Consider the following 23,478-nt stretch of genomic DNA (forward strand, 5'->3'; position numbering starts at 1 on the left):
ACACGCCGCATAATGTAAAACCACTCTCGTTATTACGGGTTAAAAATCAGACCAGTGTATTGAGCCAGTCGTGCACCGTATCCCATTGGGAATCCGGATCATCCTGCCACTGGCGGCGGCCAGCCAGGATCTTCTCCTGTTGCCACCGCTCCTGCTGTCCCTGTTCGCCACCCTGCCCCACATTGACCTCGACCCCACCGGCATGATGGGGAGCCAAGCTCATGCGCAAGCGCTCCATCGACTGGATCATCGCATCGCGCACAGCCGGATTGGTCACGTTCAACTGGACATTGAGCCGGTCACCATCGAGCTTGACGGTCAACTCCAGTCGCCCCAGCTCTGGCGGGTCCAGCCGGATATGAGCCTGTTTCACCTGTTGATTGACCTGCAGTTCAACCTTGTCCTGAAGCAGGCTAACCAGCTGCTGTCCCCACTGGCTCTGGTTGTCTGGCAACCGGACAGGAGCCCATTGATAGTCGACCGGACGCAGCGGTGCAGCGGCGAGTTGTCCGACTGCCAGCTGGCGAGCATCTGGCAACCTGTTTTCTACCGCAGCGGTGTCAGGCACACTTCCCATATCCAAACCGGCAGCCATCACCGGCAAGGTGAAGCGGCCGGGCAATACACCGGTTTGCCCATTCGATTTGACAAGCAACGTAGAGAGCGCCTGTTCTGCAGCGGCAGAGACCGTTTCACGACGCGGCATCACCTCTTGCTCGGGCAGCGCGGTCGCACTCCCCATCAAGGTACGAAGAGAGGGTGGCAATTTGTTATCCACCACCACCTGCTGGCCACCGGTGCTACCTTCAGCTCGGGAAAAAGTACGGCTCACACGAAAACCATCAAGATCGGCATCACTTACTCTGACAAAGAGAGGAGGCATATTGGTAAACGCCGGCAGCTGTTCAGCCGGGTCGCCTTCCGCCCCCGGCTGTTCTCTCTCTTTTTCCTCTACCGCAACATCGCTGGCAGCCAGCTCGGGCAAGGGCAATGCAAGCAGAGGGTCAACCGCCTCATCCAGCGGTTGATACAGCTCACCTTCACTGCCGGCTTGGCCGGACAAACGGTTCAAGGCCGTGACATCAGGCGAATACGCAGCGTCAAAACCGCTAAATTGAATCAATCCCATTGCTCTGTCTCACCGTAGGCGGTCAAGCCTTCACGAATCGAAGAAAGCTGCTGCCACTCCTGTTTACGAACCAGGGTTTCCTGCTCGCAGAGTTGCAATGCCTGTCGATACAAAATTCGGGCTTTATCTCTTGCTGGTTGCAACGCAGCCCAGAGTTGGGGATTCCGGCTAACTTGAGAGACAAATTGTGCGAAACGTCCATCGGTTAGCCTGACTGCATCCCACTGGCCAGCTTGCGCTTGTTGCAGCAAGAGCGTACCCAACCCCAATAACTGACGCTGGCGAGTCTGCAATTCGGTCTCACGCAACACGGGAGCAATACCTGACATGACGAGCCCCAAAAAGAAGATAAACCAGCCCACAAGCAAGGAGTGGGCCAGACCGAGAACCAAGAAATTTCAATATGTTGGGCGTGAGGAAGAACGGAGAGGAAGGAAGTACTACTTCCGTATTAACGAGGATGACGCGCCATTGCTTCCCAACCCTCTTTCAGCTCTTGCAGGATTTTGCGCACTTCGGCAAATCCCTCAACATTGTTGGAGACGCTGATCTCGAACAATTTCTGACCGCAGTAGTCATAAAGACGATGCAGATTGGCTGCCAGCTCGCCACCTTTATCCATATCAAGTGCGCTGTCCAACCCGCCAAGAATCTGCAAACACTTGCTGATTGCCTGACCCTTTCGTTCAAACTGGCGGGCAAGAATATGTCCTTCGGCTCTGGCCATCTCGTCGAGCAGCCCCTCCATCAGCATCAGTACCAACTGATGCGGATCAGCGCTAGCAGCCTTGGCCTGAGTAGCGGCAAACTGATAAGCATCGTAACCATCTTGATGTTCAAACATGTAAAACTCGCTTGCTCCGGATGAGGCAGCCAAATAGCAAGACCCCTTACAGGGCGCCCATGGTCTGCATCATCTGATTCATGGTGGTAAATTGGTTGAGGTAGCGCTTATACGCGGAATTCATACGGCGATCCAGCGCTTCCATTCGCTCATTCACCCGCTTTTCACTGGCTTCCAAGCCACTCTTGCGCCCTTTGAGTGCGCCATCGCGCTTGGTGTAGGGATCGAGTGAAGTGCTCATCCGCTTGAGCAGACCATCATCCCCCATCAGTGCCTTGCTCAGCAGCTCGGGATCTTTCTCCAGTGCCTTGTTGAAGTCAGTCTCGTTGAAGGATAGCTTGCCGGTCTTGTCTGTTTTGATGCCAAGGCTGCTCAGGCTGAGCCCATTGGGCAGATCTCGCACACTGTTGGAAAGCACGCTCTTGAGGCTGCGTACTCCGCTATCGGAAGAGAGCGCCCCGGGAGCCTTGGGGTCACTGGACATCATCTTGGCCAGTTCGTCGATCAGCTCGTTATAACTATCGGTGAACTTCTTGAGAGAGCCGGTGACCGCCTCTTTATCCTGTTCGACAGTCACCTGCAGAGGCGCATCGCCGCTCTTCTGTGCTTTGGTGAGCTGGAGGGTCAGGCCATCGACCACATTTTCAATCTTGTTGCTGGCCGAGGTGATGGTTAGCGGATTGTTCCCGCCCATCTGCAACTTGGCATTCTGGGCTTTGGTGATCTCGCTCTTGTTGGCAATGGCAGTTCCCAAGGAAGAGCTTGCATCACCGCTGTAATTCACCGTAATGGCATTCTCTTCACCACTATCCTTGCTGGTCAACACCATGTTGACCTTGCCATCAGTCCGAACCAGTGTGGCTTTCACACCCGGGTTATCCTTGGCATTGTTAATATGGGAAACCAGATCCTTCACTGTCGATCCAGCAGGCAGGGTAGCCAGATCGATATCGAGCGTCTTGCCTTTGACTGTGAGAGAAAAGATACCATCCGCAGGCAGGGGGGCCGTCTCGCTATCAAGGCTAAGACCAACCTGGTGAGACTGGGCTAACTGCTCCACAAAGAAGTTGTATTGCCCCGAGCTGGCCTTTCCATTGCTCGTCACCGTCATGAGCCCTTCTTGGGACATGGTGGCCTTCTGGGCTTGCAGGTTGGATGCCTTATTCAGATCCTTGAGCATGGTCTGGAAGGTCGACAGCTTGGTCGTGAGTGTGCTGATTGCACTCTGCTGCCCCTTGATACTGTCCATCTGCTTTTTCAGCAGCTTATCCATATTCTGGCGCTCGATAGCTACCAGTTGCATTGCCATGCTGGCCGGATCTACTTGCATCACTACCCCCTTATTCTGTGGCATGCCTGTTGGAAAATGTCCTTTAATCCCTTTCCAACCGACACGTAATGGCTAAACAAAAGGCCGCCCCCATAGGAGCGGCTATATCACCTGTTAACGCAGCAGGGAAGTGACCATGCCTGTCATCTGGTTGGAGTTGGACAGCACGGACATGCCAGCCTGCATCAGCATCTGGTTCTTGGTCATGTTGGTGCTCTCCTGGGCGAAGTCGGCATCCATGATACGGCCGTTCGCCATATCGGTGTTCTCTTTCATGTTGGAGAGGTTGTTGACGGTGTGCTCCAGACGGTTGATGTTGGCACCGAAAGCAGAACGAGCCTCACCGATCCCCTTAGAGAAAGTATCCAAATCTGTCATCGCTGCCGTTGCTTTGGCCTGGTCAGCAATGCCAGCCTTCACATTAGTACCATCGGTACCTTTACCAGTACCAATCACACTTTTCAGGGCTGTAGCCAGTGTACCTGTATCTTTTAATTCCAGTTTTTCAGCGGTGGTGCCCCCGATCTGGAAAGTTACGTTCCCTTGGAAACCACTACTTGCAGCAAGCAGTTTCTGACCACCAAAAGTGGTGTTGTTGGTGATGTTATCAAGCTCGGAGCGCAGCTCAGTAAATTCTGAGTTCATAGCTGTGCGATCTGCAGAAGTGCTTGTTCCGTTTGCAGACTGGGTGGCCAGATCCTTCATGCGTTGCACGATATTGCTCATCTCGTCCATAGCACCTTCAGCAGTCTGCATCATGGAGATGGCATCCTGAGAGTTACGCATACCAACTTTCTGACCGCTGGACTGCGCTTGCAGACGAGTAGCCATCTGCAGACCTGCGGCATCATCGGCAGCGGAGTTGATACGCAGACCAGTGCCCAGACGCTGCATGGCGGTGCCCAGCATCTTGTTGGTGGAGTTCAGCTGGTTCTGAGTAGTCAGAGAAGCGAAATTGGTGTGAATAGACAAACCCATAACATGATCCTCATTTAAAGCTGCGTTCGCAGCAAATAACTGTACAAAAGTAAGAAGCGACAGCTGTGAGCAAAGACTTGAATCAGGAAATAGAAATTAGAGGAATAGAGGCAAAACAGAAGAAAATAAGAGCGGGCTGAAGAGAGAAAATAAAAAAGGCACCCACACCAAAAATCAGGATGAGTGCCGCACAGAATTAACGCAGCAGGGAAGTTACCATGCCGGTCATCTGGTTGGAGTTGGAAAGCACGGACATGCCAGCCTGCATCAGCATCTGGTTCTTGGTCATGTTGGTGCTCTCCTGAGCGAAATCAGCATCCATAATGCGGCCATTCGCCATGTCAGTGTTCTCCTTCATGTTGGAGAGGTTGTTGACGGTGTGCTCCAGACGGTTGATGTTGGCACCAAATGCAGAACGAGACTCACCGATTTTCTGGGAGAAAGTATCCAGCTTAGCCATAGCATCGGTAGCTTTCTTTTGATCCCCGATCCCTGCAGCAATATCAGTGTCCAAGGTACCCTTACCAGTGCCAACGACCTCCGCCAGAGCCTTGGCTAGGGTTCCTGTTTTTTTCAACTCAAGCTTCTCAGCGGAAGTACCGCCTATCTGGAATGTCACATCTTCCTGGAAGCCCTTGCCAGTCTTGAGCAGTTCTTGCCCGCCGAAAGTGGTGTTGTTGGTGATGTTGTCAAGCTCAGAGCGCAATTCGGTAAACTCGGCATCCATGGCTTTACGGTCTTCTGCGGTACTGGTGCCGTTAGCAGACTGGGTAGCCAGATCCTTCATGCGCTGAACGATATTGCTCATCTCATCCATAGCACCTTCAGCAGTCTGCATCATGGAGATGGCATCCTGAGAGTTACGCATACCAACCTTCTGACCGCTGGACTGGGACTGCAGGCGGGTAGCCATTTGCAGACCGGCAGCGTCGTCAGCTGCAGAGTTGATGCGCAGACCGGTGCCCAGACGCTGCATGGCGGTACCCAGCATCTTGTTGGTGGTATTGAGCTGACTTTGAGTAGTCAGAGAAGCAAAGTTGGTATGAATAGACAAGCCCATGATGTAATCCTCGATATGACGCTGCGGCGCAGCATGTTAGGTTGACATCAGATATAGACGACAACTTTTTGCCGGAAATTTAGAGCTCTGTTCTTATATTTTTTTCAGGTTGATCAATGGATAGGAATGGCCGTGCTAAACTCGCCGGATTAATTTATAGGCATGTTTATTGCTTTAAATTGCAATCCTTCACTATCGGAAAGCGACATGGCAGCATTTCTATATACCCCTCGGTTTGTCACGCAATTTCAATGCATTGGAGATGGCTGCAAAGACAACTGCTGTCATAGCTGGACCATCAGTATCGATAAAGCGACGTTCCGCAGTTACGAAAAACACCCAGATCCCGTAATACAATCGCTGAGCAAACAACACATCCGCAAAGTAAAGAAAAGCAATGAACAGTGGGGAGTCATAACCCTTGACGAGCAGGGAGCCTGCCCTTTTCTTGACGAGAAACGATTGTGTCAGATCCACGGCAAGGCAGGGCCAGATGCACTCAGCCAGACTTGCAAGACCTACCCCAGAACCCAAACCCAGCTCGCCAACCAGCTCAAGAAATCTCTGGTTCTCTCCTGTCCCGAGGTCTGCCGGCACCTGTTGCTAGACCCAATGGCAATGCAGACTGAGGAGGCCCAGCTCAGGCAGCCTCTCCCCTTTACCACGCCGCCATCCACAGCCATGGCAACCCTGCATAGTCTGAGCATCCACGTGCTGACAACCACCGATCTCCCGGTCGAACAGCGCCTATGGCTTATCGGACTGCTGCTTCATAGGAATGCAACCTCCTTGTCGCACGAAGCATTTCTCGAGCAGGTCGCGGTAATGGCCGACCAAGGGGAACTTCACGCCATGTTCGAACAGTTGCCCTCCATGCCCACATTGCAGTGGTGGGGACTGAGAACGATCACCCATCAGCTGGTTGCATATTCGCAGGGAAGGCGTGGCCGGCAGACCATGCAGTTCTGCCTCGACAAAATAAATCAGGTACTAGAGGGCGTTTATGACGAAAGCAAGCTTGCATTGCTGCAACAAGCCTGGCTCAACAAGGTAACTCCCTTTCTGGCCACAAGGCCTCACATTCTCAACAACTACCTGCTCTATTACGTCTACAACAACAACTTTCCACTACAGCAGACTACGCCCTTCCAGGGCTATCAGCTCCTGGTGATCGATTACTTCCTGCTGCGCAACTACCTGTGTCTGCTGGCCATGGACAAGGAGCTGGAAGAACAGGATGTCATCGATCTTTTCTACAGTTATCACACCATACGCCAGCACAACCGGAACTTTCTCAAGACCATAGAAGAGGGACTAAGTACCTCAGGTTTTTCATCCGACCTCACTCTATACGCCTTGCTGAAACCCTGAAAAAAGACCGCCAGCATGTTGCTGGCGGTCTCTTTTTCCATCTTGGCGGTGATGTAGCACGTCATCCTTTATGTGAGCAGTGCCACCACATTCTGGCGCGATACGTTGGCCTGAGCCAGCAGACCTGACATGGTTCCCATAAAACCACCCTCCCTGAGCTGCTCACCCAGCTTGCCCTGAAGCTGCTCAAGCTCCTGCTGTTTCATATTCTGGCTACGCGCCTTGACCCGATCGAGCTGCTTGACCATTCGCTGGCGGAACTGCTTCAGCTCCCGCACCGACTGCTCAATCTCCCCAAGCAATCTTCTCAGGCGCTGTTGCTCCTGTCGCAGCTCACCTTTGTCGATACCTTCGCCCAGCAGGGTCAATTGCCCCGGCTTTGCCTTAAATTGCACCGGAACAGGGTTTCCGGCCGGAATACGAATGCCTTCCCCACTAAGCAGAACCGGCTCGTCCAGTTTACGTCGATGCAACTCCGGCACGCTTAACTCCAGCTTGCCCAACTCGTTGAGACGCGCCTGAATGTGCTCTTTGCGTAGTGCACGATCCAGCCGGGTGACCACTTCCGATTCATTGGCTCCAGCAGGCAGCATCACTTCAACTGCACTGCTGCTCTGTGGGAAAGAGAACACCAGGCGCTCGGCGCCCGACTTGGGGGTGAGCAGGTCAAGCCGCTCTGACCCGTAACTCACCCGACTGTCCCCTGCAGATGCCAGCAAACGTGGCTTTAATTCGGTATTAAGGGGAGCTTGGGGTTGGGTCAACTTCTCTTCCAACACTTTCAGGCGTGACACCAGATCGCCGCTCGCCGCCCGATTCTGGCCAAGTTGCTGTTCGAGGCGCTTCAATTCACCCCAAATCTGGCTCAAAGCCTGCTCTCCCCCTTGAGCCTGAGCGATCCGCTGCTGCGCAGTCCCGATCAAAGCCCACCGATCCAGCCGGACGATATTGGGGTGACGCTCAGTTTCGCCGGTTGGCCGGGACGCACTCTGAGCAGTTAGGCGCCCGTGCAATCTGGGCTGGGCAGGTGTTTCGACCACTCCACCCAAACGGGTTTGCTGAATCTGCATCATGGCTCCCTGAACCTGAATTTATGGCATGTAGTTGAAGAGGCTGAGTCCGTTAACCTTGGCAAATGCCTGCTGCTGAACTTGCAAAGCCATCAACACATGGGCCTGCTGGGTAACAGCACTGGCATAGTCGAGGGACTCTATCTGATTGCTCACTTCCTTGCTATAGACCCCTTTCTCGGCATGCCCCTCATCGACCTGATCAAGCAGGTTCATACGTGCACCGATGGTGCTCACCATCTGGCTGATATCGTCCTGCAACACCTTGCTGCGATCCAGCATGCCGCGAGCCTGATCAGCAGCATCGGGGGCTCCGCTCTCCATCGCGGCGACCATGGAATCCAGCTGTTTGAAGAAGTCGCCATTGTCGATAAACAGCTTGTCCGCAGTCTGGTTGAGACCCACCGTCACACCATTGGCAATGCTGACTTCGCGAACCAGACTATCGCCATGGTACTTGTAACTGCCGAAGTCAGGATCTGCCGGATCTGTGACCTTGACCAAGGCAGGCTGATCGACCTTGCTACCGGTAAACAGGCTGGAACCACTCTCATTGCGCGCATTGGCAAGATCGAACAAGCCATCTTTGATAATCGCCGCCTCGGTCGCCACGGCACGGCGATCATCTTCAGAAAGCGAGCCGTTTGCAGCAGTCTGGGTCAACTCACGCAACCGCATCAGCATGTTGGTCATCGACTCCAGCTGGATTTCGCCCTGAGAAAGCTGGCTTTTGGCATTGGCAATATTCTTCTGATACTGCTCCATCGCCACCTGCTCCTTCTTGAGGCCGAGCAGCCGCACACTTCCCACAGGATCATCGGAAGGCTGAAGGATCCGTTTGTTTGAGGAGATCTGGCGATCGAGGCGGGCATACTCGCCGAAACCGTGCTGCAGATTATCAAGCATGCTGAGCTGGATCTGGTTGGTACTGATGCGCATGGTCACTCCGTCAGAACATGTTCAGGATGGAATTGAAGAGCTGATCAGAGGTGCTGATCACCTTGGCATTGGCCTGATAAACCTTGGTGTATGCCATGATTTTGACCCCCTCTTCATCGGTGTTGACCCCACTCACGCTGCTCAGCTTGGTGGCCATCTGCTTCTCCATATTGGCATCAGCCTGCATGGTCGCCTTAGCCTGTCCACTCTGGACCGCAATCCGGCCAAGCAGAGCACTGTACGCGTCGTACTGGCCTTCCTTGATGGTGATGATCTCCTGCAAATTGCGATTGTCACCTTTACCACCGCCGGCCTTTGCAAAGGCAAGATGATCGCCGGTAAAACCATCGGCAACCTTCAAGGTTCCGGAAGGGTTGAGCGGATCGTAGCTAAACAGGGGTTTACCCGGATCACCATTCAAATCGACACCACCGGCCTGTTTGGCATTGAAGTCATCAGCCAGCTTCTTCGCCATCTGATTGAGCTCGTCGCGAAGCGGACGCAGTACATTGGCGCGATAATCCATCACCCCGGCCAGAGACCCGCCATGCAGCGCTGGGACCTCAAAGGTTTGCGGACCAAAACTCAGGCTAAGTTTGTCACCGGCCAGCGAAAGGGTACTGCTGCTGCCGGATAGTACCAACGGCTGCCCCTGAGGCAGACTGATCGAGAACGAACCATCGCTCTGCCGGTTAACCCTCACCTCCATATAGGTTGAAAGCTCGCGCACGACCTGTTCACGGCTGTCTTCCAGTGTGGATGTATTGACCCCTTTGGAAGCCTGCTCGCTGATCTGGGTATTCAGTTCGGCAACCTGCTTCAGATAACTGTTGACCTGAGAAACCGTGCTGTTCAGCTGATCGTCGATCTGTTTCTCCTGGGTCAACATACTCTCGTTGAGCTGACCAAAACGGTTCGCTAGCGCACCGGCCGAGCTGACGATCTGGCTGCGTTGTGCCGGGGTTTCCGGGCTGTCGAGCGCAGCGCTGAGGGAGGCAAAGAAGCTGTCGAGCCCCTTGGTGATATTCATCGATTCACTACCCAGCAGCTGCTCTGTAGTGTTGATGTACTGGTAAAACGAGTAGGAGGAGCCTGTCGCCGAGCGGCTACGCCAATGCTGGGAAACCAGATAATCATCCGTGATCCTGCGAACACCGGTTACCTCTACCCCCTGGCCATTATCCAACCGACCAAAACCGGACAGGCTGCCCATCATGGCCTCCTGGCGACTGTAGCCGATGGTGTTGACGTTGGCGATATTCTGGGCGGTGACATTCAACGCGATTTGGGCCGCGTTAAGTCCGCTAAAACCGATATTGAGCAGCGACATCAATCAACCTTCTTCATTTTTACCGAGTTGAGAGGCTGGCTGAACGCAGCCAGGGTCTGCTGCTCTGAAGCGACCACCCCGTCCGGATTCTTTAATGACGGAGCCAGCTGGTTGACCATCTGCTCCCGCAGACCGATGCCACCTCGCTTGACCATGCTCATCGCCAACTGGCTGTCATACATATCACGATAAAGGGATTGCCCCTTGATGATCTTGTCGTCCTCATCCTGCAGGGCATCCGTCGCCGAGCGCATATGTTTGAGCACGGTTTGCAAAAAACTGACTTCAAACTGACCGGCTGCAGCATCCAGCGCGGCACGCTGATCCGGGTTGCTTTTGATTTGCTGCAATTCATTGAGATCCTGATAAAAACCGGGATCCGAGCTAATTCTGGTCATGATAATCCTTAGATAACCACCAACTCACCTTCGAGGGCGCCAGCCTCATCAAGCGCTTGCAAGATGGCCATAACATCATCAGGGGTTGCACCGAGTGAGTTGACAGCCTTGACGATCACTTCCAAGGAAGTGCCATCCGGCCAGACAAACATGTTGTTACGTTCCCGATCGACCTGGATCTTGGAATTGGGGGTCGTCGTGGTCTGCCCGTTGGAGAAGGCGTTGGGCTGACTGACCGTCTGACTCTCGCCAATCGTCACCGTCAGACTGCCATGACTGACGGCAGCCTTGTGAACCTTGACCCCCTGCCCCATCACCACAGTACCGGTTCGGCTGTTGAAGACCACTTTCGGCCGTTCCTGACCCGGATCCACCTTGATATCTTCCAACAAAGCCATAAACGCGATGCGCTGGCTCTCGTCCCTGGGGGCTGCAACCTGAACCCGCCCGGCACTCACCGCTCGGGCAACCGGCCCCAGCTGATGGTTGATGGCGCGCTCCACATTGCGGGCTGTCTTGAAGTTGGGTTGGTGCAAATTGAGGGTCACTTCCGGCTTCTCGGCAAAATTGCTTACCACCTCTCGCTCGATGGTGGCACCGTTAGGGATAATCCCGGCCGTCGGCACGTTAATCGTGACCGATGAACCCGATTGCCCTTCCGCTTTCACACCGGCGACAACCAGATTGCCCTGCGCCACGGCATAGACTTCACCGTCGATACCACGCAGGGGGGTCAGCAGCAGAGAACCACCGCGCAGACTCTTGGCATCACCAATGGAAGTCACGGTCACATCGAGCAACTGCCCCTTGCCAGCCAAGGCGGGTAGCGTGGCCTGAACCGAAACGGCTGCCACGTTCTTGAGCTTGGGATCGATATCGTCCGGTAACTGCACGCCAAACTGCTTGAGCATGTTGGCCATGGATTGGCCGGTAAATTTGACCTGGCTTTTGTCACCGGTCCCGGAGAGACCAACCACCAGACCATAACCCACCAGCTGGTTGGTTCTCAGCCCCTGTACATCGGCAATATCCAGCAAGGCTCGTTTGGCCGGTGCGGCAGCCTGACTAAACAAGGGCAAGCAGAGACACAGCAGGGCGATAAACCATCTGTTCATGTGATTCCTCAAAATGGCGCAAACGCCGAGCTAAAGAAGCGGCCCAGCCACCCCATCTGGTTACTGTCGGCGAGGGCACCACGACCGGCATAGGTGATGCGGGCATCAGCAATGCGCTGGGACGAGATACGGTTGCTCTGGTCAATATCTTCAACCCGAACCATGCCGCCCAAGCGGATATATTCATCCCCCTGATTGAGGCGGATCCACTTTTCACCGCGGATCCCCAGCACACCGTTGGGCATCACTTCCGCGACCGTCACGGTTATGGAACCTGCCAGGGTATTTTGCTGGCTGGAGGTCGCACCGCCATCAAAATCCCGATCAGCACTGAGGGTTGCCCCCCAGTCGGGGCGCAGTTTACCGCCAATAGAGGGGGCCGGCACATTCATGCTGCTGTTTTTGCTCATGCTGGTATTGGCTTTCTTGCTCGACTGGGTACGCTCTTCCAGCACCACGGTGAGAATGTCACCAACACGGTAAGCTCGCCGATCCTGAAACAGGGTCATCATGTAGTTGCCACGATAGAGGCCACCATCTTCGCTCTGCGCAGCCGCGGTCACCTTGGGACGGGATGGCGCCCATTTCTCGTCACCTGGCTCGGGCGCCTGCAGCTCATAGGTGGCACAGCCGCCCAACAGCAATACCAACCAGATATAACGCAGCATCGACTTCATCATTACAGAGCCTGAGTGACAAACTTGAGCATCTGGTCGGCGGAAGAGACCACCTTGGCATTCATCTCGTAAGCCCGCTGGGTTGTGATCATGTCAACCATCTCCTCGACCACGTTCACGTTGGAGCTCTCCAGCGTGAATTGCTTGACGGCCCCCATCGCCTCTTCACCCGGTACACCTTCAATGGGCTCACCGGACGCGCCGGTTGCACGGTAGAGGTTGCCACCGAGGGCTTCCAGACCGGCCGGGTTGGCGAAATTGGTCAGGGTGATACGGCCCAGCTCGACGTTCTCTTGCTGACCGGGCAAAGATGCACTGACGGTACCATCCGTACCAATGGAGATCTTGGTGGCGTTATCGGGGATCTGGATCTGCGGCACCATGGGCAAACCATCCGCGTTAACCAGCTGCCCCTCGGCATTGCGATGCCATTGACCATTACGGGTATAGGCCGTCTCGCCATCCGGGCGCTCGACGCCGAAGAAACCGGCACCAACCACCGCCATATCCAGCTCCTGATTGGTATTCTGGAATTGGCCGGAGGTGAAGACCTTTTGGGTACCCACCACCCGCACACCATTACCCATCTGAATACCGATAGGCGCCAGATTCTGCTGATCCTGCTGGGCACCAGGCTGGCGCTGCACCTGATAAAAGAGATCTTCAAACGCTACCCGATCACGCTTGAAGCCGACCGTGTTCACGTTAGCCAGGTTGTTGGAGATACTGGACATCTTGGCATCTTGTGCCGACAGACCTGTTTTACTGACCCATAATGCTGCGTGCATTGTTATTCCACCTTGTTCATCAAGCCCAATCCATAAAGGAGTGGCCGGATACCGGACATCAGCCCGATATCGTCAATATCAACCCTGACCGGAAATCAATTTGGCCCCTTGACGAGCCTGATCATCCGCCGCTTTCATCAACTTGACCTGCAGTTCGAAATTGCGGGTCAATGACATGCTGCTCACCAATTCATCCACGGCATTGACGTTGGCCCCTTCCAAAAAGCCGGATGCCATTACCACCTGCTCGCTACTTTCGGCATCCCCCCCCTGGCGCATCCGGAACAGGCCATCGTGGCCTTTTACCAGCTCAGCCGGATCAGGATTGACCAGCTTCAGGCGGCCAACATCGAGCCGGGAGCCACCACCCGGAGGAGTGATGCTCAGGGTGCCATCCTTGCCGAAACTGATGTCACGATAAGCGGGCAGCACCAGCTCGCCCCCCTCCCCCAGCACCGGCCGACCATTGAGGGTCAACAGCCCGTCGGCATCGGCCTCCAGATTACCAGCGCGGGTATAAGCCTCTTTGCCATCAGGCGTCTGCACCGCCAGAAAACCCTCGCCACGAATCGCTACATCCAGCTTGCGACCGGTCTGCATCAGGGGGCCAGCTTTGAAGTTGGTCCCGGCCATCTCTTCTCTGGCCATCACTCGGCTCTGGTAACCATCGCCCGTCAGGGCATAAGCCGAAACCCGCTCAAAGTCAGCCCGAAAACCGGCGGTGTTGACGTTAGCCAGGTTATTGGCCCGGATTTGCTGGGCCATCAGGGTATGTTGTGCCCCGGACATGGCGGTGTAGATAAGCTTTTCCACGGGTTACCCTTAGAAGGAGTTGAACAGAACCTGGGTCATCTTGTCAGCGGAACTGATGGTCTTGGCGTTGGCCTGATAGTTACGCTGGGAAGTCATCAGGCTAACCAGTTCACCGGTCAGATCCACGTTGGAGCTCTCGTAGGCCCCGGCAGTCAACTGACCCATGGTGCCGGTTCCCGGCGCCCCGAGTACAGGCTGACCAGAACTGAAAGATTGCTGCCAGGTGGTGTTGTTGGTCTGCAGCAGACCATTGGGGTTGGCGAAGTTTGCCATGACCACCTGACCCTGCTTCAGGCTCTGACCGTTGGTAAAGGTGGCATAGACACCACCATCGGCATCAACCCGTATACCGGTCAAATCGCCAGCGGTGTAACCGTTGGACTGGTTGCGAGTGGCATTGAAATCGGAGGCGTACTGACTGACTCGGCTCATATCCAGTTGCAGGGCAATTGGAGAGGCACCCGCGGGTGCCAGCGCCAAATTGGCTGGAATGGTCGAAGCCCCCGTATCCAGCTTGCCATCAGCGGTGAATTTCATCTTGGCCCCGCCAGCAGGGCTGATATCAGTGCCATTGAATGTGTAATGCACGGCCCACTCATTGGGTGCCGTTTTGACAAAATACTGGGTGACGGTGTGCTCAACCCCGAGCGAGTCATAGACCTTACTAGACTGTGAATAACTAAAAGTTTCCGATTTCTTAGGATCAAAATTGTAAGGAGGTTTGGTATCAATCACACTGGCATCCGCCTTCAGGTTGGCAACGAACTCCAGCTTGTCGGATGCCTTGGCAGGCAGGCTGCCAGCTTTTACCTGAATGTCACCGATCACGCCGGATTGCAGCTCACCAGCGTCATTGGTGGTATAACCCTGCAGTCGGTTGCCATTGGCTGTTGTCAGATAATTATTCGGATCCCGCTGGAACATACCGGCTCTGGTATAAGAGGTCTGTCCGCTGCCATCTTTCAGCACAAAAAAGCCACTGCCAGAAATCGCCAGATCGAGCCCACGCCCGGTCCGCATCACATCGCCGTTGCGATCAAAGTTCTGAGAGACGTTGTTCATCTCGACACCGCCAGCCTGACCACCACCATAAATGGCGGCAAACTCGGCACGGCTGGATTTGAAGCCTGCGGTACTGGCATTGGCCACGTTGTTACTGATTACACTTAATTCCTGGTTCACGGCGCGCAGGCCGCTCAATCCGATACTGAAAGACACAGTGTCGCTCCTCTCTGATTACGCCGATTTACCGAACTGGATTGCACTGAACAACGGGACATCGCCCACACCGGCAACCTGCAGCATGATTTCACCCGTACCGGGCAAAGTGACGCGTTCCACCTTGCTGGCAACATAATTTTTGGATGTGATGGCAACCCCGTTGAGTGACGCCTTGACCTCGAAGCTGTACTCCCCGGCAGGCAGCTCCGGCAGTTCATAATCCAGACCACCAGCCTTGCTTTCACCCCAGCTCTTGGTCGCCACCAAAGTGCCGTGTTCGTCATACACCTTAAGCTCGACCTGATCGGCGGCCCCCGCCAGCTCGACCTGCCCGCGAATAGCTTTGTCATCACTCTTGGTGAGGGTCTTACTGGGTACCATCACCTCTTTGTCGATCAGATCCGTGCTCTGCAGTACCTGCTGGGTATCCATCATGTTGATGGACTTCTGCTGCAGAAGCTTCAGGCTCTCGACCCCTTCCACCATGCTGAACTGGGCCAGCTGGGTGACATATTGGGCCCCATCAAGCGGGTTGGTGGGATCCTGGTTCTGGATCTGTGCCACCATCATCTGCAGGAATTCGTTACGTAGCTGCATCCCGCTATTCTGGTTGGCTTGCGTTTCCTGAGCAGCACCGGCGCCATTGGTGGCGATCTTGGGGTCAGCAACAGCCTGACCCGTACCACGCGCCGTATCCAGACTGCTTATCTGTGGCAGACTCATGGCTTAGGCTCCCTGACCAAGACGCAGCAAACCTTGCTGCATACTGTTGATCCGGTTGATCACCTCTACCGAGGTTTCAAAACCGCGAGAGGCGCTCATCATGTCGGCCATCTCTTCCACCACGTTGACGTTGGAGTAGTAAACAAAGCCATCCTGATCGGCCATCGGGTTGGTCGGCTCCAGCCGTTTCTCGACCTGACGGTCGGACTGTACGATACCCGCCACTTGCACCGACGCAGCTCCGAGGCCATCGGCATCCTGAATCTTCTGATAGAGAGTGGAAAAAACCGGCTTGATGGCACGAAACGCGGCGTCTTCACTGGCGGCCGCGCTATCCACGTTGGCCAGGTTGGAGGCAACGGTATCCAGCCGCACGGTCTGGGCGCGCATGGCACTGCCGGCGATGTCATAAATCTTGTTGAACGACATGGTTAACGGCCCTCGATCGCCTTGGCGATCCCGGTAATCTTCATATTGAGGAAAGTGAGACTGGTCTGAAAATCGGTGGCGTTGTTGGCAAATTTGCCCTGCTCAACCCCCAATTCGGCGGTATTGCCATCCATGGAGACCTGATAAGGAATGCGATAGAGGGGGTGACGCATATCGTCACGCATGGCGCCCTGGCTGATGGCCTGACTCTCCTCGCCCGCAGCAACTTGCTGCGCGACACGGCCCAGAATCGTCTTATAATCGACATCCCGAGCCAGATAGCCCGGTGTATCCACGTTGGCCAGATTTCCCGCCAGAATACGCGCCCGCTCCGCCCTGACATCGAGGGCATAAGGGTGTACGCCGAGGGCGCTGTCAAATGAGATACTCATGCTTCATCCTTTATCGTTCACTCAGACCGGGGTTACCCTTATCAAGACTCATGCCAACCATGAAGATACCTAGTTTCAAGCGGTTACCATGCACCATCCGCCGCAAGCAGATGAGAAATGAGGAAGTGCGACTTCCCGTGTGGAAATGGAGCGGCATCCTCTGGCTACTGCTGAGCGCATTCGTGCACGGTGCCCCACAGGCGCAAAGCGCCATGCTTGAACAGTTGCTTGAACAAGATGCCCGCCAGAGTCTTGATGACTACATCACCCAGCAGGGATGGCCTGCAACTTCAGGAGAGTTTCGAGTCTGGCTTGCTCCTTCCGCCGAGCACCTTCCTCGCTGTCCCTCACATTCCCTCTCGTTACAAGCAGGTGGCCAGTATCGGCAACCCTGGGGACGACGCCCCTATCTCATCGAATGCACAGATCCCGCCTGGCAAGTGCGCGGGCGGGTAGAGGTCTCGCTACTGTTGCCGGTCTGGGTTGCTGCACGGGATATCGCAAAAGGTCAGGCCATCAGCGCCAGCGATCTGGTGGAGAAAGAGTTGGATGTCAGCCGCATACAGCGCGGGTTCACCCCGAGCAATCACTCCCTGCTGGGCCATAAAAGCAACCGGCATCTGAGAAGCGGGCAACTCATCGGTGAGCTGGACTTACAAAAAAGTTGGGCGGTCAAACAGGGGGAAGGGGTACTAATTCGTGCAGGGAAAGGTGAGTTCTCCGCCACAACCAGAGGGGAGGCCCTCGATAATGGCGCAATAGGCGACGGGATCAGAGTGAAAAATCTTAGCTCTGGCAAGCAGATACAGGCATGGGTGACTGATATAGGGGAAGTTGAAACCCGTTTTTGAACCAAGATCGCAATTTGATTCAAGTTCGACAAGCCTTGGGTCGCTTGTCATAAACAGACCATCAGGAATTTATGTTATGAAAATTACCCGTACTGACTCGCTCTATATTCAAAATCAGCCTGGCCGCAAACCGGATGTCACGACCAAGCCGGAAACCAGACCTGCACAGTCATCCGAAGCACGGATCAGCAGCACAGCACAGTCAGTAGCCAGCGCCCGCAGCCAGCTTGCCACCACATCCGACGTCGACATGGACAAGGTCAACGAGATCCGCAAAGCCATCAGTGAAGGCAAGCTGGAGATCGATCTGGATGCGCTGGGTCAGGCCATTCTGGATATGCATCGCCGATGAGCGTGGATACCAAGGCCACCGTCAAGGCATTGATCCTCGGGATCCAGCAGGATTACGGCCACTATACCGAACTCACCGCCCTGTTGCTGCGCCAGCATGCACTGCTGGCAAGCCATGATGTCGATGGCCTGCAAGTCCATAACGAGCAGCAGACAGCGCTGATGGCCAAGGTGACACAACAGGCAAAGTTACGCTGCCAGCAGCTGCAGACATTGGGCCTCAAACCCGATGAGAAGGGAATGGCCACCCTGATAGCCAAGCTGCCACTTCCCCTGCGCACCACGGTAGCCAATCAATGGCAACAGCTTGAACAGCTGCTGCACCAGTGTCTGCGCCAGAATGATCTCAATGGCCGCCTGCTGGCAGGCCAGATGGAGACGATTCATTCACTGTTGGGACAAGAGTCAGGTTATCGCGACCCGGACAGCATTACGGATTAACCTTCCGTCTTACTCTTTGCGGGTCAGGTGACGCAAACTCGCCAGCTCATCCAACTGCAGTTGATCCCGCCTCTCCTGCTGCTGGCGAGCAACATCATCACGCCGTGCCAGCAATAGCTCCAGCCCCTTGACCCGCCCGAACTGCCGGACAAGTTCCCCTTCGTGGCGCTCCAGATCCAGTCTGGCCAGCGCAGATTGCTGCACCTGATGGGAGAGCAAACGGCGCAACTGGCCATCCATCTGTTGCTTGTTTTGCCATAGCAAAGGGTGAAACTTGTCGGAACCGGGTCGCAGCGAGGAGATCACTTCCTGCAATTTGTGTGCTCGCTGCTCTTCCCGCAACGCCAGCTCCCGCAAACGCTGACGCTCGGCGCCAAGATTTTCCAGCTCTTCCTGTTGCAACCCCAGATAAGACTTCAGCATAACGAATCCTTATCCCTGCCCCAGCACCTGATTGAGACCAACCATCACCTGTTCAAAGGCCATCTCTTCATGCAGGCCTTGCTGCAGGAATGCGGCAATCCCCGGATAACGTTGAACAGCTTCATCCATCTGCGGATCGGCCCCGGGTTGATAACCGCCCAGTGGCAGTAGCTCACGCACCTGCTGATAGCGTCCCCATAGCTGGCGCAAGGTGACCGCCAGCTTTTGCCATTCGGCAGGTACGACTTGCGGCATAACCCGACTGACCGAGGCACCGATATCGATGGCGGGATAGTGGCCCTCTTCCGCAAGACGGCGGGTCAGCACGATATGGCCATCGAGAATGGCGCGCGCCGCATCGACCACCGGCTCCTGTTGGTCATCTCCTTCCGCCAGCACTGTGTAGAACGCACTCAGACTGCCATCCGGATGTGTGCCGTTACCGGCTCGCTCCACCAGCTGGGTCAGCATGCTGAATACCGAGGGCGGATAGCCCCGGGTCGCGGGGGGTTCACCGATAGCCAACGCAATTTCCCGCTGCGCCTGGGCATAGCGAGTCAGTGAATCCATCAGCAGCAGCACATCCTGCCCCTGCTCACGGAAATACTCGGCAATCCGGTGGCATAGCTGGGCCGCTCGCAGCCGCATCAGGGGAGATTGATCCGCTGGCGCCGCAATGACCACGGCGCGAGCCAGACCATCGGCCCCCAGACTGTGTTCGATGAATTCGCGCACTTCACGGCCCCGCTCACCAATCAGTCCCACCACCACAATCTGGGCTGCGGTATTGCGGGTCATCATGCCCAGCAACATACTCTTGCCGACCCCCGAGCCGGCGAACAGCCCCAAACGCTGGCCCTTGCCAACCGTCAGCAGGCCATTGATGGCGCGGATACCGACATCCAGCGGTTCGCGTACCGGAGTTCGCAATAGCGGATTGGGGGGAAGAGCAAACAGGGGGACACTGTCACCAACATCGGGTAACGGCTGCCCGTCGAGGGGCTGCAGCAGGCCATCGAGTACCCGCCCCAGCAGATGACGACCAAGCCGAACGGTTTCCTCTCCATCGATCGGTTCGACCTGAGCTCCCGCGAAGAGGCCACTCATCGGCTGCAGCGGCATCAGGTAAGAGATCTCCCGGTTAAAACCGACCACCTCGGCCAGCAAGGGGGCGCCACTTGCCGTGCTGACACGACAACGCTGCCCCATCACCAGTTGGCAACCGACTACCTCGAGAGTCAAGCCGGTCACTCGCACCAACCGTCCAAAACGACGAAACGCGGGCAGTTCATCCAGATTATCCAGCGCACTGGTCAGTGCCTGCTGCAAGGCTTCATGCATCTTGCGGTACGTCCAGCGAGCTGTTGAGCTGTTCGATGCAGGTTGCCAGACGGGAGCTGGTGCTTACCTCGACGACGGCAGCGCGCGTTTCGATTCGGGCATCGCCTACCCCAAGTGCTGCATCCACTTGCAATGGCCACCCTTCGCAGCGAGTCACCCCCTGCTCGGCGAGTCGCTGTCGATCTCCCTCATTGAGATAGATCACCAGCTCTTCCGACTCACTCGGCAAGGTAGCCAGCGCCTGCTCGACCTGATTCATCACCTGCTGCGGATTGAGGGTGAACTCGGCCATGATGACCCGCTTGGCCACCTGCGCCACCAGCTGGGCAATCAGCTCTTTCTGCGCGGCCATCCGGGCCCGGCTCAGTGACTCCCACTGCTCTTGCAGCTTGGCAAACGGCACCATTGCCTGTTCGAAGGCGGCTCGCCCCTCCGAAAGGCCCTGAGCAAACCCGCGGGTTTGCCCTTGTTGCAAACCGGTACTCTCGCCTTCCTGCAGGCCGCTGGTCAGCCCTTGCTGATAGCCGGCCTGATAACCTTCGTCATGACCTTGCTCCAGCCCCTGCTGATAGCCGAATTCAAACTGTTCTTGCTGACTCCGGGCCTCTTCCCCACTCTGACCGAGCGCAGGGAAACGATACAGACGGGTCGCCCCAGGCATCAATTTGCGCACATTGTGACTCATGAATGCCTCCTGTTAACTGACGGTGGGCTCTTCGAACAGCTGGAACTCGATCTCGCCCTGCTCCACCAACTCGCGGACCAGTTGCATGACCTCTTCCCTTGCCTGCTCGACCTTGCGCAAAGAGACACTGCCCTGGTTCTGGATCTGATCGTCCAACGCCTGAGCCATCCGCTTCGGCATGGCACCCAACACCACCTTGCGGAAGCTGGTTTCGGTGTTCTTGAGAGCCAATGCCAGCAATTCGCTGGGCAGCTCCTGCACCAACCGTTGCAAGGTGTCGTCGCTCTGACGGCGCAACGCCATGAAATCGAACATGTTCTTCTCAATTTCAAGCGCCATGTCACCATCGTGTTCCCGCAACAGGGAGAGCATCTGCTCCTTGTCACCCTGATAACGGTTGAGAATATCGGCTACCTGCCGCACCCCGTTTACCTTGGCACCGGATTGATCCGCCACGTAGGTGAGACAGCGATCCAGTGTCAGCCTGAGTTCGCCCAGCACATGTTCACTGACACTGCTGAGACTGGCGACGCGCACCAGCAAATCGTCATGCACCGAGCCGGGCAAGGCATCAAGCACGGCGGACGCAGTCTGGGGCGGCAGGAAGGCCAGCAGCACAGCCTGCATCTGGGGATGCTCGTTGCGGAAGAAACGGGCAAGCACATCGGCAGGTACCCACTGCAGACGCTGGATATCCTGGCTCATCACATCGCCGTACAGACTGTCGAGCAGACTACGGGAGAGTCGTTGCCCCAGAGCAAGATCGAGCGTCTGTTCCAGATACTCCCGTGAAGCGCTGCCAATTCCGCTCTGCTCACGGTAGTGATTGAAGAACTGCTGCAACGTCCACTTTGCCTCCATCGAACTGACGCCAGAGAGAGAGGCCATCTTGGAAATCAAACGCTGCACCTCGTCGCGGGAGAGCTTTTGCATCACCTTGGCCGCAGATTCGGTCCCCATGCTCAGCAACAAGATGGCGGCCTTCTCAAGGTTGTCGATATCGATATCGACGGCACTCTGATTCAAGTTAACGCTGTTCATTGCCACTCACCCATGCTCTGACAACCTCCGCCACCCGGGCGGTATCTTTTTCAACCAGCAACTGCAAATGCTTGAGCTGAACCTCCAGCTCGGATCCAGGTTCCGGCAACGACTCCATATCGAGTGACGAGAACTGGGGCTCCATCTTGTTGTCAGTACGGATCAGACTATTTGAAAGAGCAGACGTCAGCTGGGGATCATCGTCATCCCTGCGCATGGACAATCCGACTGTGGGCTCCAGCTCTTCTTCCGTCTCACCCATTTCCATATCCGGCTGCTGTTGGGTACGAACCAGATGTTTCACCAACGGACGAATACCGAAGAAGACCAGTGTCAGGCCAAGCAAACCGCCGACCAGATAACGCAGGGAGTCTTGCCAGTAAGGGGTCTCCCACCAACTGGATTCGGGAGCGGCTACTTGTACTGCACCATTGAAATCGAAGGCCTGCAGACTAATTTGATCGCCACGTGACTCATCGAAACCGACTGCACGCTCTACCATCTGACGGATCTGTTCCAATTGCTCGGCACTCCAGCCACCTTTCGGAGCAATCTGCTGGTTAAGCAGAATGGATACGTTAATTCGTTCCAGACGTCCCTGCTGGTAACGGGTGTGCACTATGGTGCGACTGTTTTCGTACTGCTTGCTGACTTCCTGACGCTCGGTACGAGTGTCATTCTGTTGTGTCGCGGTATTGGCATTGCCTTTGTCAGCACCAGCCTTTTCATCTTTTGCCGCCGTTTCAGGCGGGCGGTTGGATAACGCCCCCGGGATCCCCATCGCCAACGCATCGATGGTCTTGTCTGACTTGTTGGACTCGCGAGTCACCACACCTTGCGGATCGAGCTGCTGCTGGGTCTCTTCGACAGCGTTGAAGTTAACGTCTGCCGCAATCTGCACCTTGAAATTGGTGCTGCCCAGCATGGGATAGAGCATGTCATTGGCACGCTGACGAATGTATTGTTCCAGCTTGCGGACATACTCCATCTGTTGAACGCTCTGCTTGCCAAAACCGACCTTGTCCCCCAGCTCTGCGCTGAGCAACTGGCCGGATTGATCAACCACAGTGACGGCACCGGGCTTCATTCCGGAGATACTACCTGCTACCAGGTTGGCAATCGCCTCGACCTGACCCGCTTCGATGGATTGGCCCGGTTGCATATCGAGCATTACCGATGCGCTGGGTTTCTCCTCATCGCGCCCCACGAACAACGTGCGTTTCGGAATAGCCAGATGAACGCGGGCACTGCGCACGGCATCGAGGGCTATGATGGTACGGGCCAGCTCCCCTTCCAGGGCATGACGATAACGCGCCCCTTCCATAAATTCGCTGGTACCCAGTCCGGTTACGTTGTCCAGCCCTTCCAGACCAGACGGCATGGCTGCACGCACCCCTCGTGCAGCAAGCGCCATCCGGACATGAGCAAGCTGGTTTTCAGGAACCAGTACCTGACCAGTACTCTTTTCCAGACGGAAAGGCACCTGCTCTTTCTCCAGCATCTCCATGATGTTGGCGGTATCGTATAGCTCCTGTTTGCCATACAGGGGTACATAGTTTTTGCTGGAGGTCCACAGGATAACGACTATGGTGCCTGCCACAATGGCAGCCAGCAGAGCAATGGTCAGGATCGATTTGTTGTCACGGGAGAGGGTACGCCAGTTGCGTAATCCCTCTTGTAGCCTGATTTTGAGCGAATCAGGGGCTGCCCCCTGAGGAGACGTTACCAGTTCAGTCAT

General features: G+C 55.6%; 27 protein-coding genes. 4 read left to right on the plus strand and 23 right to left on the minus strand.

Annotated elements, in window-relative coordinates:
• Window positions 1-46: 46 nt before the first annotated feature.
• The 6 genes from AACR14_RS01030 to lafA (AACR14_RS01055) form a co-directional block, all read right to left on the minus strand.
• Entirely contained in the window at window positions 47-1,072 is a 1,026-nt protein-coding gene (locus AACR14_RS01030) for a flagellar hook-length control protein FliK (protein WP_230848189.1), read from the minus strand.
• A 47-nt stretch (window positions 1,073-1,119) separates the two neighbouring features.
• The gene (locus AACR14_RS01035; protein WP_019444800.1) at window positions 1,120-1,521 is read right to left on the minus strand and encodes a hypothetical protein; all 402 of its coding nucleotides are present in this window, start codon (window positions 1,519-1,521) and stop codon (window positions 1,120-1,122) included.
• Between the two features lie 59 nt (window positions 1,522-1,580).
• A complete protein-coding gene (gene lafC, locus AACR14_RS01040) occupies window positions 1,581-1,973 on the minus strand; it encodes a lateral flagellar export chaperone LafC (protein WP_019444801.1) in 393 nt (130 codons plus the stop codon).
• A gap of 46 nt (window positions 1,974-2,019) precedes the next feature.
• On the minus strand, window positions 2,020-3,303 hold the full coding sequence (gene lafB, locus AACR14_RS01045; RefSeq protein ID WP_019444802.1) for a lateral flagellar capping protein LafB: 1,284 nt from the start codon (window positions 3,301-3,303) through the stop codon (window positions 2,020-2,022).
• A 114-nt stretch (window positions 3,304-3,417) separates the two neighbouring features.
• Entirely contained in the window at window positions 3,418-4,281 is an 864-nt protein-coding gene (gene lafA, locus AACR14_RS01050; RefSeq protein ID WP_019444803.1) for a lateral flagellin LafA, read from the minus strand.
• 196 nt (window positions 4,282-4,477) lie between these two features.
• Window positions 4,478-5,341, minus strand: a complete 864-nt coding sequence (gene lafA, locus AACR14_RS01055) for a lateral flagellin LafA (protein WP_019444804.1) — start codon at window positions 5,339-5,341, stop codon at window positions 4,478-4,480.
• A gap of 207 nt (window positions 5,342-5,548) precedes the next feature.
• Between lafA (AACR14_RS01055) and fliB the strand changes: the two genes are divergently transcribed.
• Window positions 5,549-6,712, plus strand: coding sequence for a flagellin lysine-N-methylase (gene fliB / locus AACR14_RS01060; RefSeq protein ID WP_019444805.1), 1,164 nt, complete (start codon window positions 5,549-5,551; stop codon window positions 6,710-6,712).
• A 68-nt stretch (window positions 6,713-6,780) separates the two neighbouring features.
• Here the strand turns inward: fliB and AACR14_RS01065 are convergent, their stop codons facing one another.
• The 12 genes from AACR14_RS01065 to lfgB form a co-directional block, all read right to left on the minus strand.
• Window positions 6,781-7,581, minus strand: a complete 801-nt coding sequence (locus tag AACR14_RS01065) for a hypothetical protein (RefSeq protein ID WP_230848188.1) — start codon at window positions 7,579-7,581, stop codon at window positions 6,781-6,783.
• A gap of 222 nt (window positions 7,582-7,803) precedes the next feature.
• On the minus strand, window positions 7,804-8,721 hold the full coding sequence (lfgL, locus tag AACR14_RS01070) for a lateral flagellar hook-associated protein LfgL (RefSeq protein ID WP_019444807.1): 918 nt from the start codon (window positions 8,719-8,721) through the stop codon (window positions 7,804-7,806).
• Window positions 8,722-8,731: 10 nt separating this feature from the next.
• Window positions 8,732-10,051 (minus strand): lateral flagellar hook-associated protein LfgK, encoded by a 1,320-nt coding sequence (gene lfgK / locus AACR14_RS01075; protein ID WP_019444808.1) that lies wholly within the window; start codon window positions 10,049-10,051, stop codon window positions 8,732-8,734.
• Complete coding sequence (locus tag AACR14_RS01080) at window positions 10,051-10,449, minus strand: rod-binding protein (RefSeq protein ID WP_019444809.1); 399 nt, start codon at window positions 10,447-10,449, stop codon at window positions 10,051-10,053. Before AACR14_RS01080 ends, lfgK begins: the two co-directional genes overlap by 1 nt.
• 8 nt (window positions 10,450-10,457) lie before the next feature.
• Window positions 10,458-11,564 carry a lateral flagellar basal body P-ring FlgIL gene (gene fgIL, locus AACR14_RS01085; RefSeq protein WP_019444810.1) on the minus strand — a complete coding sequence of 369 codons (1,107 nt, stop codon included), beginning with the start codon at window positions 11,562-11,564 and terminating at the stop codon, window positions 10,458-10,460.
• Window positions 11,565-11,572: 8 nt separating this feature from the next.
• Window positions 11,573-12,244 carry a flagellar basal body L-ring protein FlgH gene (gene flgH / locus AACR14_RS01090; RefSeq protein ID WP_026034860.1) on the minus strand — a complete coding sequence of 224 codons (672 nt, stop codon included), beginning with the start codon at window positions 12,242-12,244 and terminating at the stop codon, window positions 11,573-11,575.
• On the minus strand, window positions 12,244-13,029 hold the full coding sequence (gene lfgG / locus AACR14_RS01095; protein ID WP_005336212.1) for a lateral flagellar basal-body rod protein LfgG: 786 nt from the start codon (window positions 13,027-13,029) through the stop codon (window positions 12,244-12,246). The genes flgH and lfgG overlap by 1 nt, the downstream gene beginning before the upstream one ends.
• A gap of 78 nt (window positions 13,030-13,107) precedes the next feature.
• On the minus strand, window positions 13,108-13,842 hold the full coding sequence (gene lfgF, locus AACR14_RS01100) for a lateral flagellar basal-body rod protein LfgF (protein WP_019444812.1): 735 nt from the start codon (window positions 13,840-13,842) through the stop codon (window positions 13,108-13,110).
• Window positions 13,843-13,851: 9 nt separating this feature from the next.
• Window positions 13,852-15,060: a lateral flagellar hook protein FlgEL gene (gene flgEL / locus AACR14_RS01105; protein WP_019444813.1), complete on the minus strand. Its 1,209-nt coding sequence runs from the start codon at window positions 15,058-15,060 to the stop codon at window positions 13,852-13,854.
• A gap of 18 nt (window positions 15,061-15,078) precedes the next feature.
• Window positions 15,079-15,786 carry a flagellar hook assembly protein FlgD gene (locus AACR14_RS01110; protein WP_019444814.1) on the minus strand — a complete coding sequence of 236 codons (708 nt, stop codon included), beginning with the start codon at window positions 15,784-15,786 and terminating at the stop codon, window positions 15,079-15,081.
• Window positions 15,787-15,789: 3 nt separating this feature from the next.
• Window positions 15,790-16,215 carry a lateral flagellar basal body rod protein FlgCL gene (gene flgCL, locus AACR14_RS01115; protein WP_019444815.1) on the minus strand — a complete coding sequence of 142 codons (426 nt, stop codon included), beginning with the start codon at window positions 16,213-16,215 and terminating at the stop codon, window positions 15,790-15,792.
• 2 nt (window positions 16,216-16,217) lie between these two features.
• Complete coding sequence (lfgB, locus tag AACR14_RS01120; protein WP_019444816.1) at window positions 16,218-16,607, minus strand: lateral flagellar basal body rod protein LfgB; 390 nt, start codon at window positions 16,605-16,607, stop codon at window positions 16,218-16,220.
• Between the two features lie 59 nt (window positions 16,608-16,666).
• Between lfgB and flgA the strand changes: the two genes are divergently transcribed.
• The 3 genes from flgA to AACR14_RS01135 all read left to right on the plus strand — a co-directional run bounded on the left by flgA (window position 16,667) and on the right by AACR14_RS01135 (window position 18,250).
• Window positions 16,667-17,458, plus strand: coding sequence for a flagellar basal body P-ring formation chaperone FlgA (flgA, locus tag AACR14_RS01125; protein ID WP_019444817.1), 792 nt, complete (start codon window positions 16,667-16,669; stop codon window positions 17,456-17,458).
• Window positions 17,459-17,534: 76 nt separating this feature from the next.
• Window positions 17,535-17,810, plus strand: coding sequence for a flagellar biosynthesis anti-sigma factor FlgM (gene flgM / locus AACR14_RS01130; RefSeq protein WP_019444818.1), 276 nt, complete (start codon window positions 17,535-17,537; stop codon window positions 17,808-17,810).
• Window positions 17,807-18,250, plus strand: coding sequence for a flagellar protein FlgN (locus AACR14_RS01135; RefSeq protein WP_019444819.1), 444 nt, complete (start codon window positions 17,807-17,809; stop codon window positions 18,248-18,250). Before flgM ends, AACR14_RS01135 begins: the two co-directional genes overlap by 4 nt.
• A gap of 9 nt (window positions 18,251-18,259) precedes the next feature.
• On the opposite strand, the gene lfiJ is transcribed toward AACR14_RS01135, so the two are convergent.
• Genes lfiJ through fliFL form a run of 5 tightly spaced genes read right to left on the minus strand, consistent with a single transcriptional unit; the run spans window position 18,260 to window position 23,469 of the window.
• Window positions 18,260-18,673: a lateral flagellar protein LfiJ gene (lfiJ, locus tag AACR14_RS01140; RefSeq protein ID WP_019444820.1), complete on the minus strand. Its 414-nt coding sequence runs from the start codon at window positions 18,671-18,673 to the stop codon at window positions 18,260-18,262.
• Window positions 18,674-18,682: 9 nt separating this feature from the next.
• Window positions 18,683-20,014 carry a lateral flagellar FliI-like assembly ATPase LfiI gene (gene lfiI / locus AACR14_RS01145; RefSeq protein ID WP_019444821.1) on the minus strand — a complete coding sequence of 444 codons (1,332 nt, stop codon included), beginning with the start codon at window positions 20,012-20,014 and terminating at the stop codon, window positions 18,683-18,685.
• Complete coding sequence (lfiH, locus tag AACR14_RS01150; RefSeq protein WP_019444822.1) at window positions 20,007-20,699, minus strand: lateral flagellar assembly protein FliH; 693 nt, start codon at window positions 20,697-20,699, stop codon at window positions 20,007-20,009. The genes lfiI and lfiH overlap by 8 nt, the downstream gene beginning before the upstream one ends.
• A 12-nt stretch (window positions 20,700-20,711) precedes the next feature.
• A complete protein-coding gene (fliGL, locus tag AACR14_RS01155; RefSeq protein ID WP_005336238.1) occupies window positions 20,712-21,740 on the minus strand; it encodes a lateral flagellar motor switch protein FliGL in 1,029 nt (342 codons plus the stop codon).
• Window positions 21,727-23,469, minus strand: coding sequence for a lateral flagellar M-ring protein FliFL (fliFL, locus tag AACR14_RS01160; protein ID WP_167555782.1), 1,743 nt, complete (start codon window positions 23,467-23,469; stop codon window positions 21,727-21,729). The genes fliGL and fliFL overlap by 14 nt, the downstream gene beginning before the upstream one ends.
• Window positions 23,470-23,478 lie beyond the last annotated feature (9 nt).

Origin of the sequence: Aeromonas sp. 159, assembly GCF_963862045.1 — a bacterium.
In the GTDB taxonomy this organism is placed as follows: Bacteria; Pseudomonadota; Gammaproteobacteria; order Enterobacterales; family Aeromonadaceae; genus Aeromonas; species Aeromonas veronii.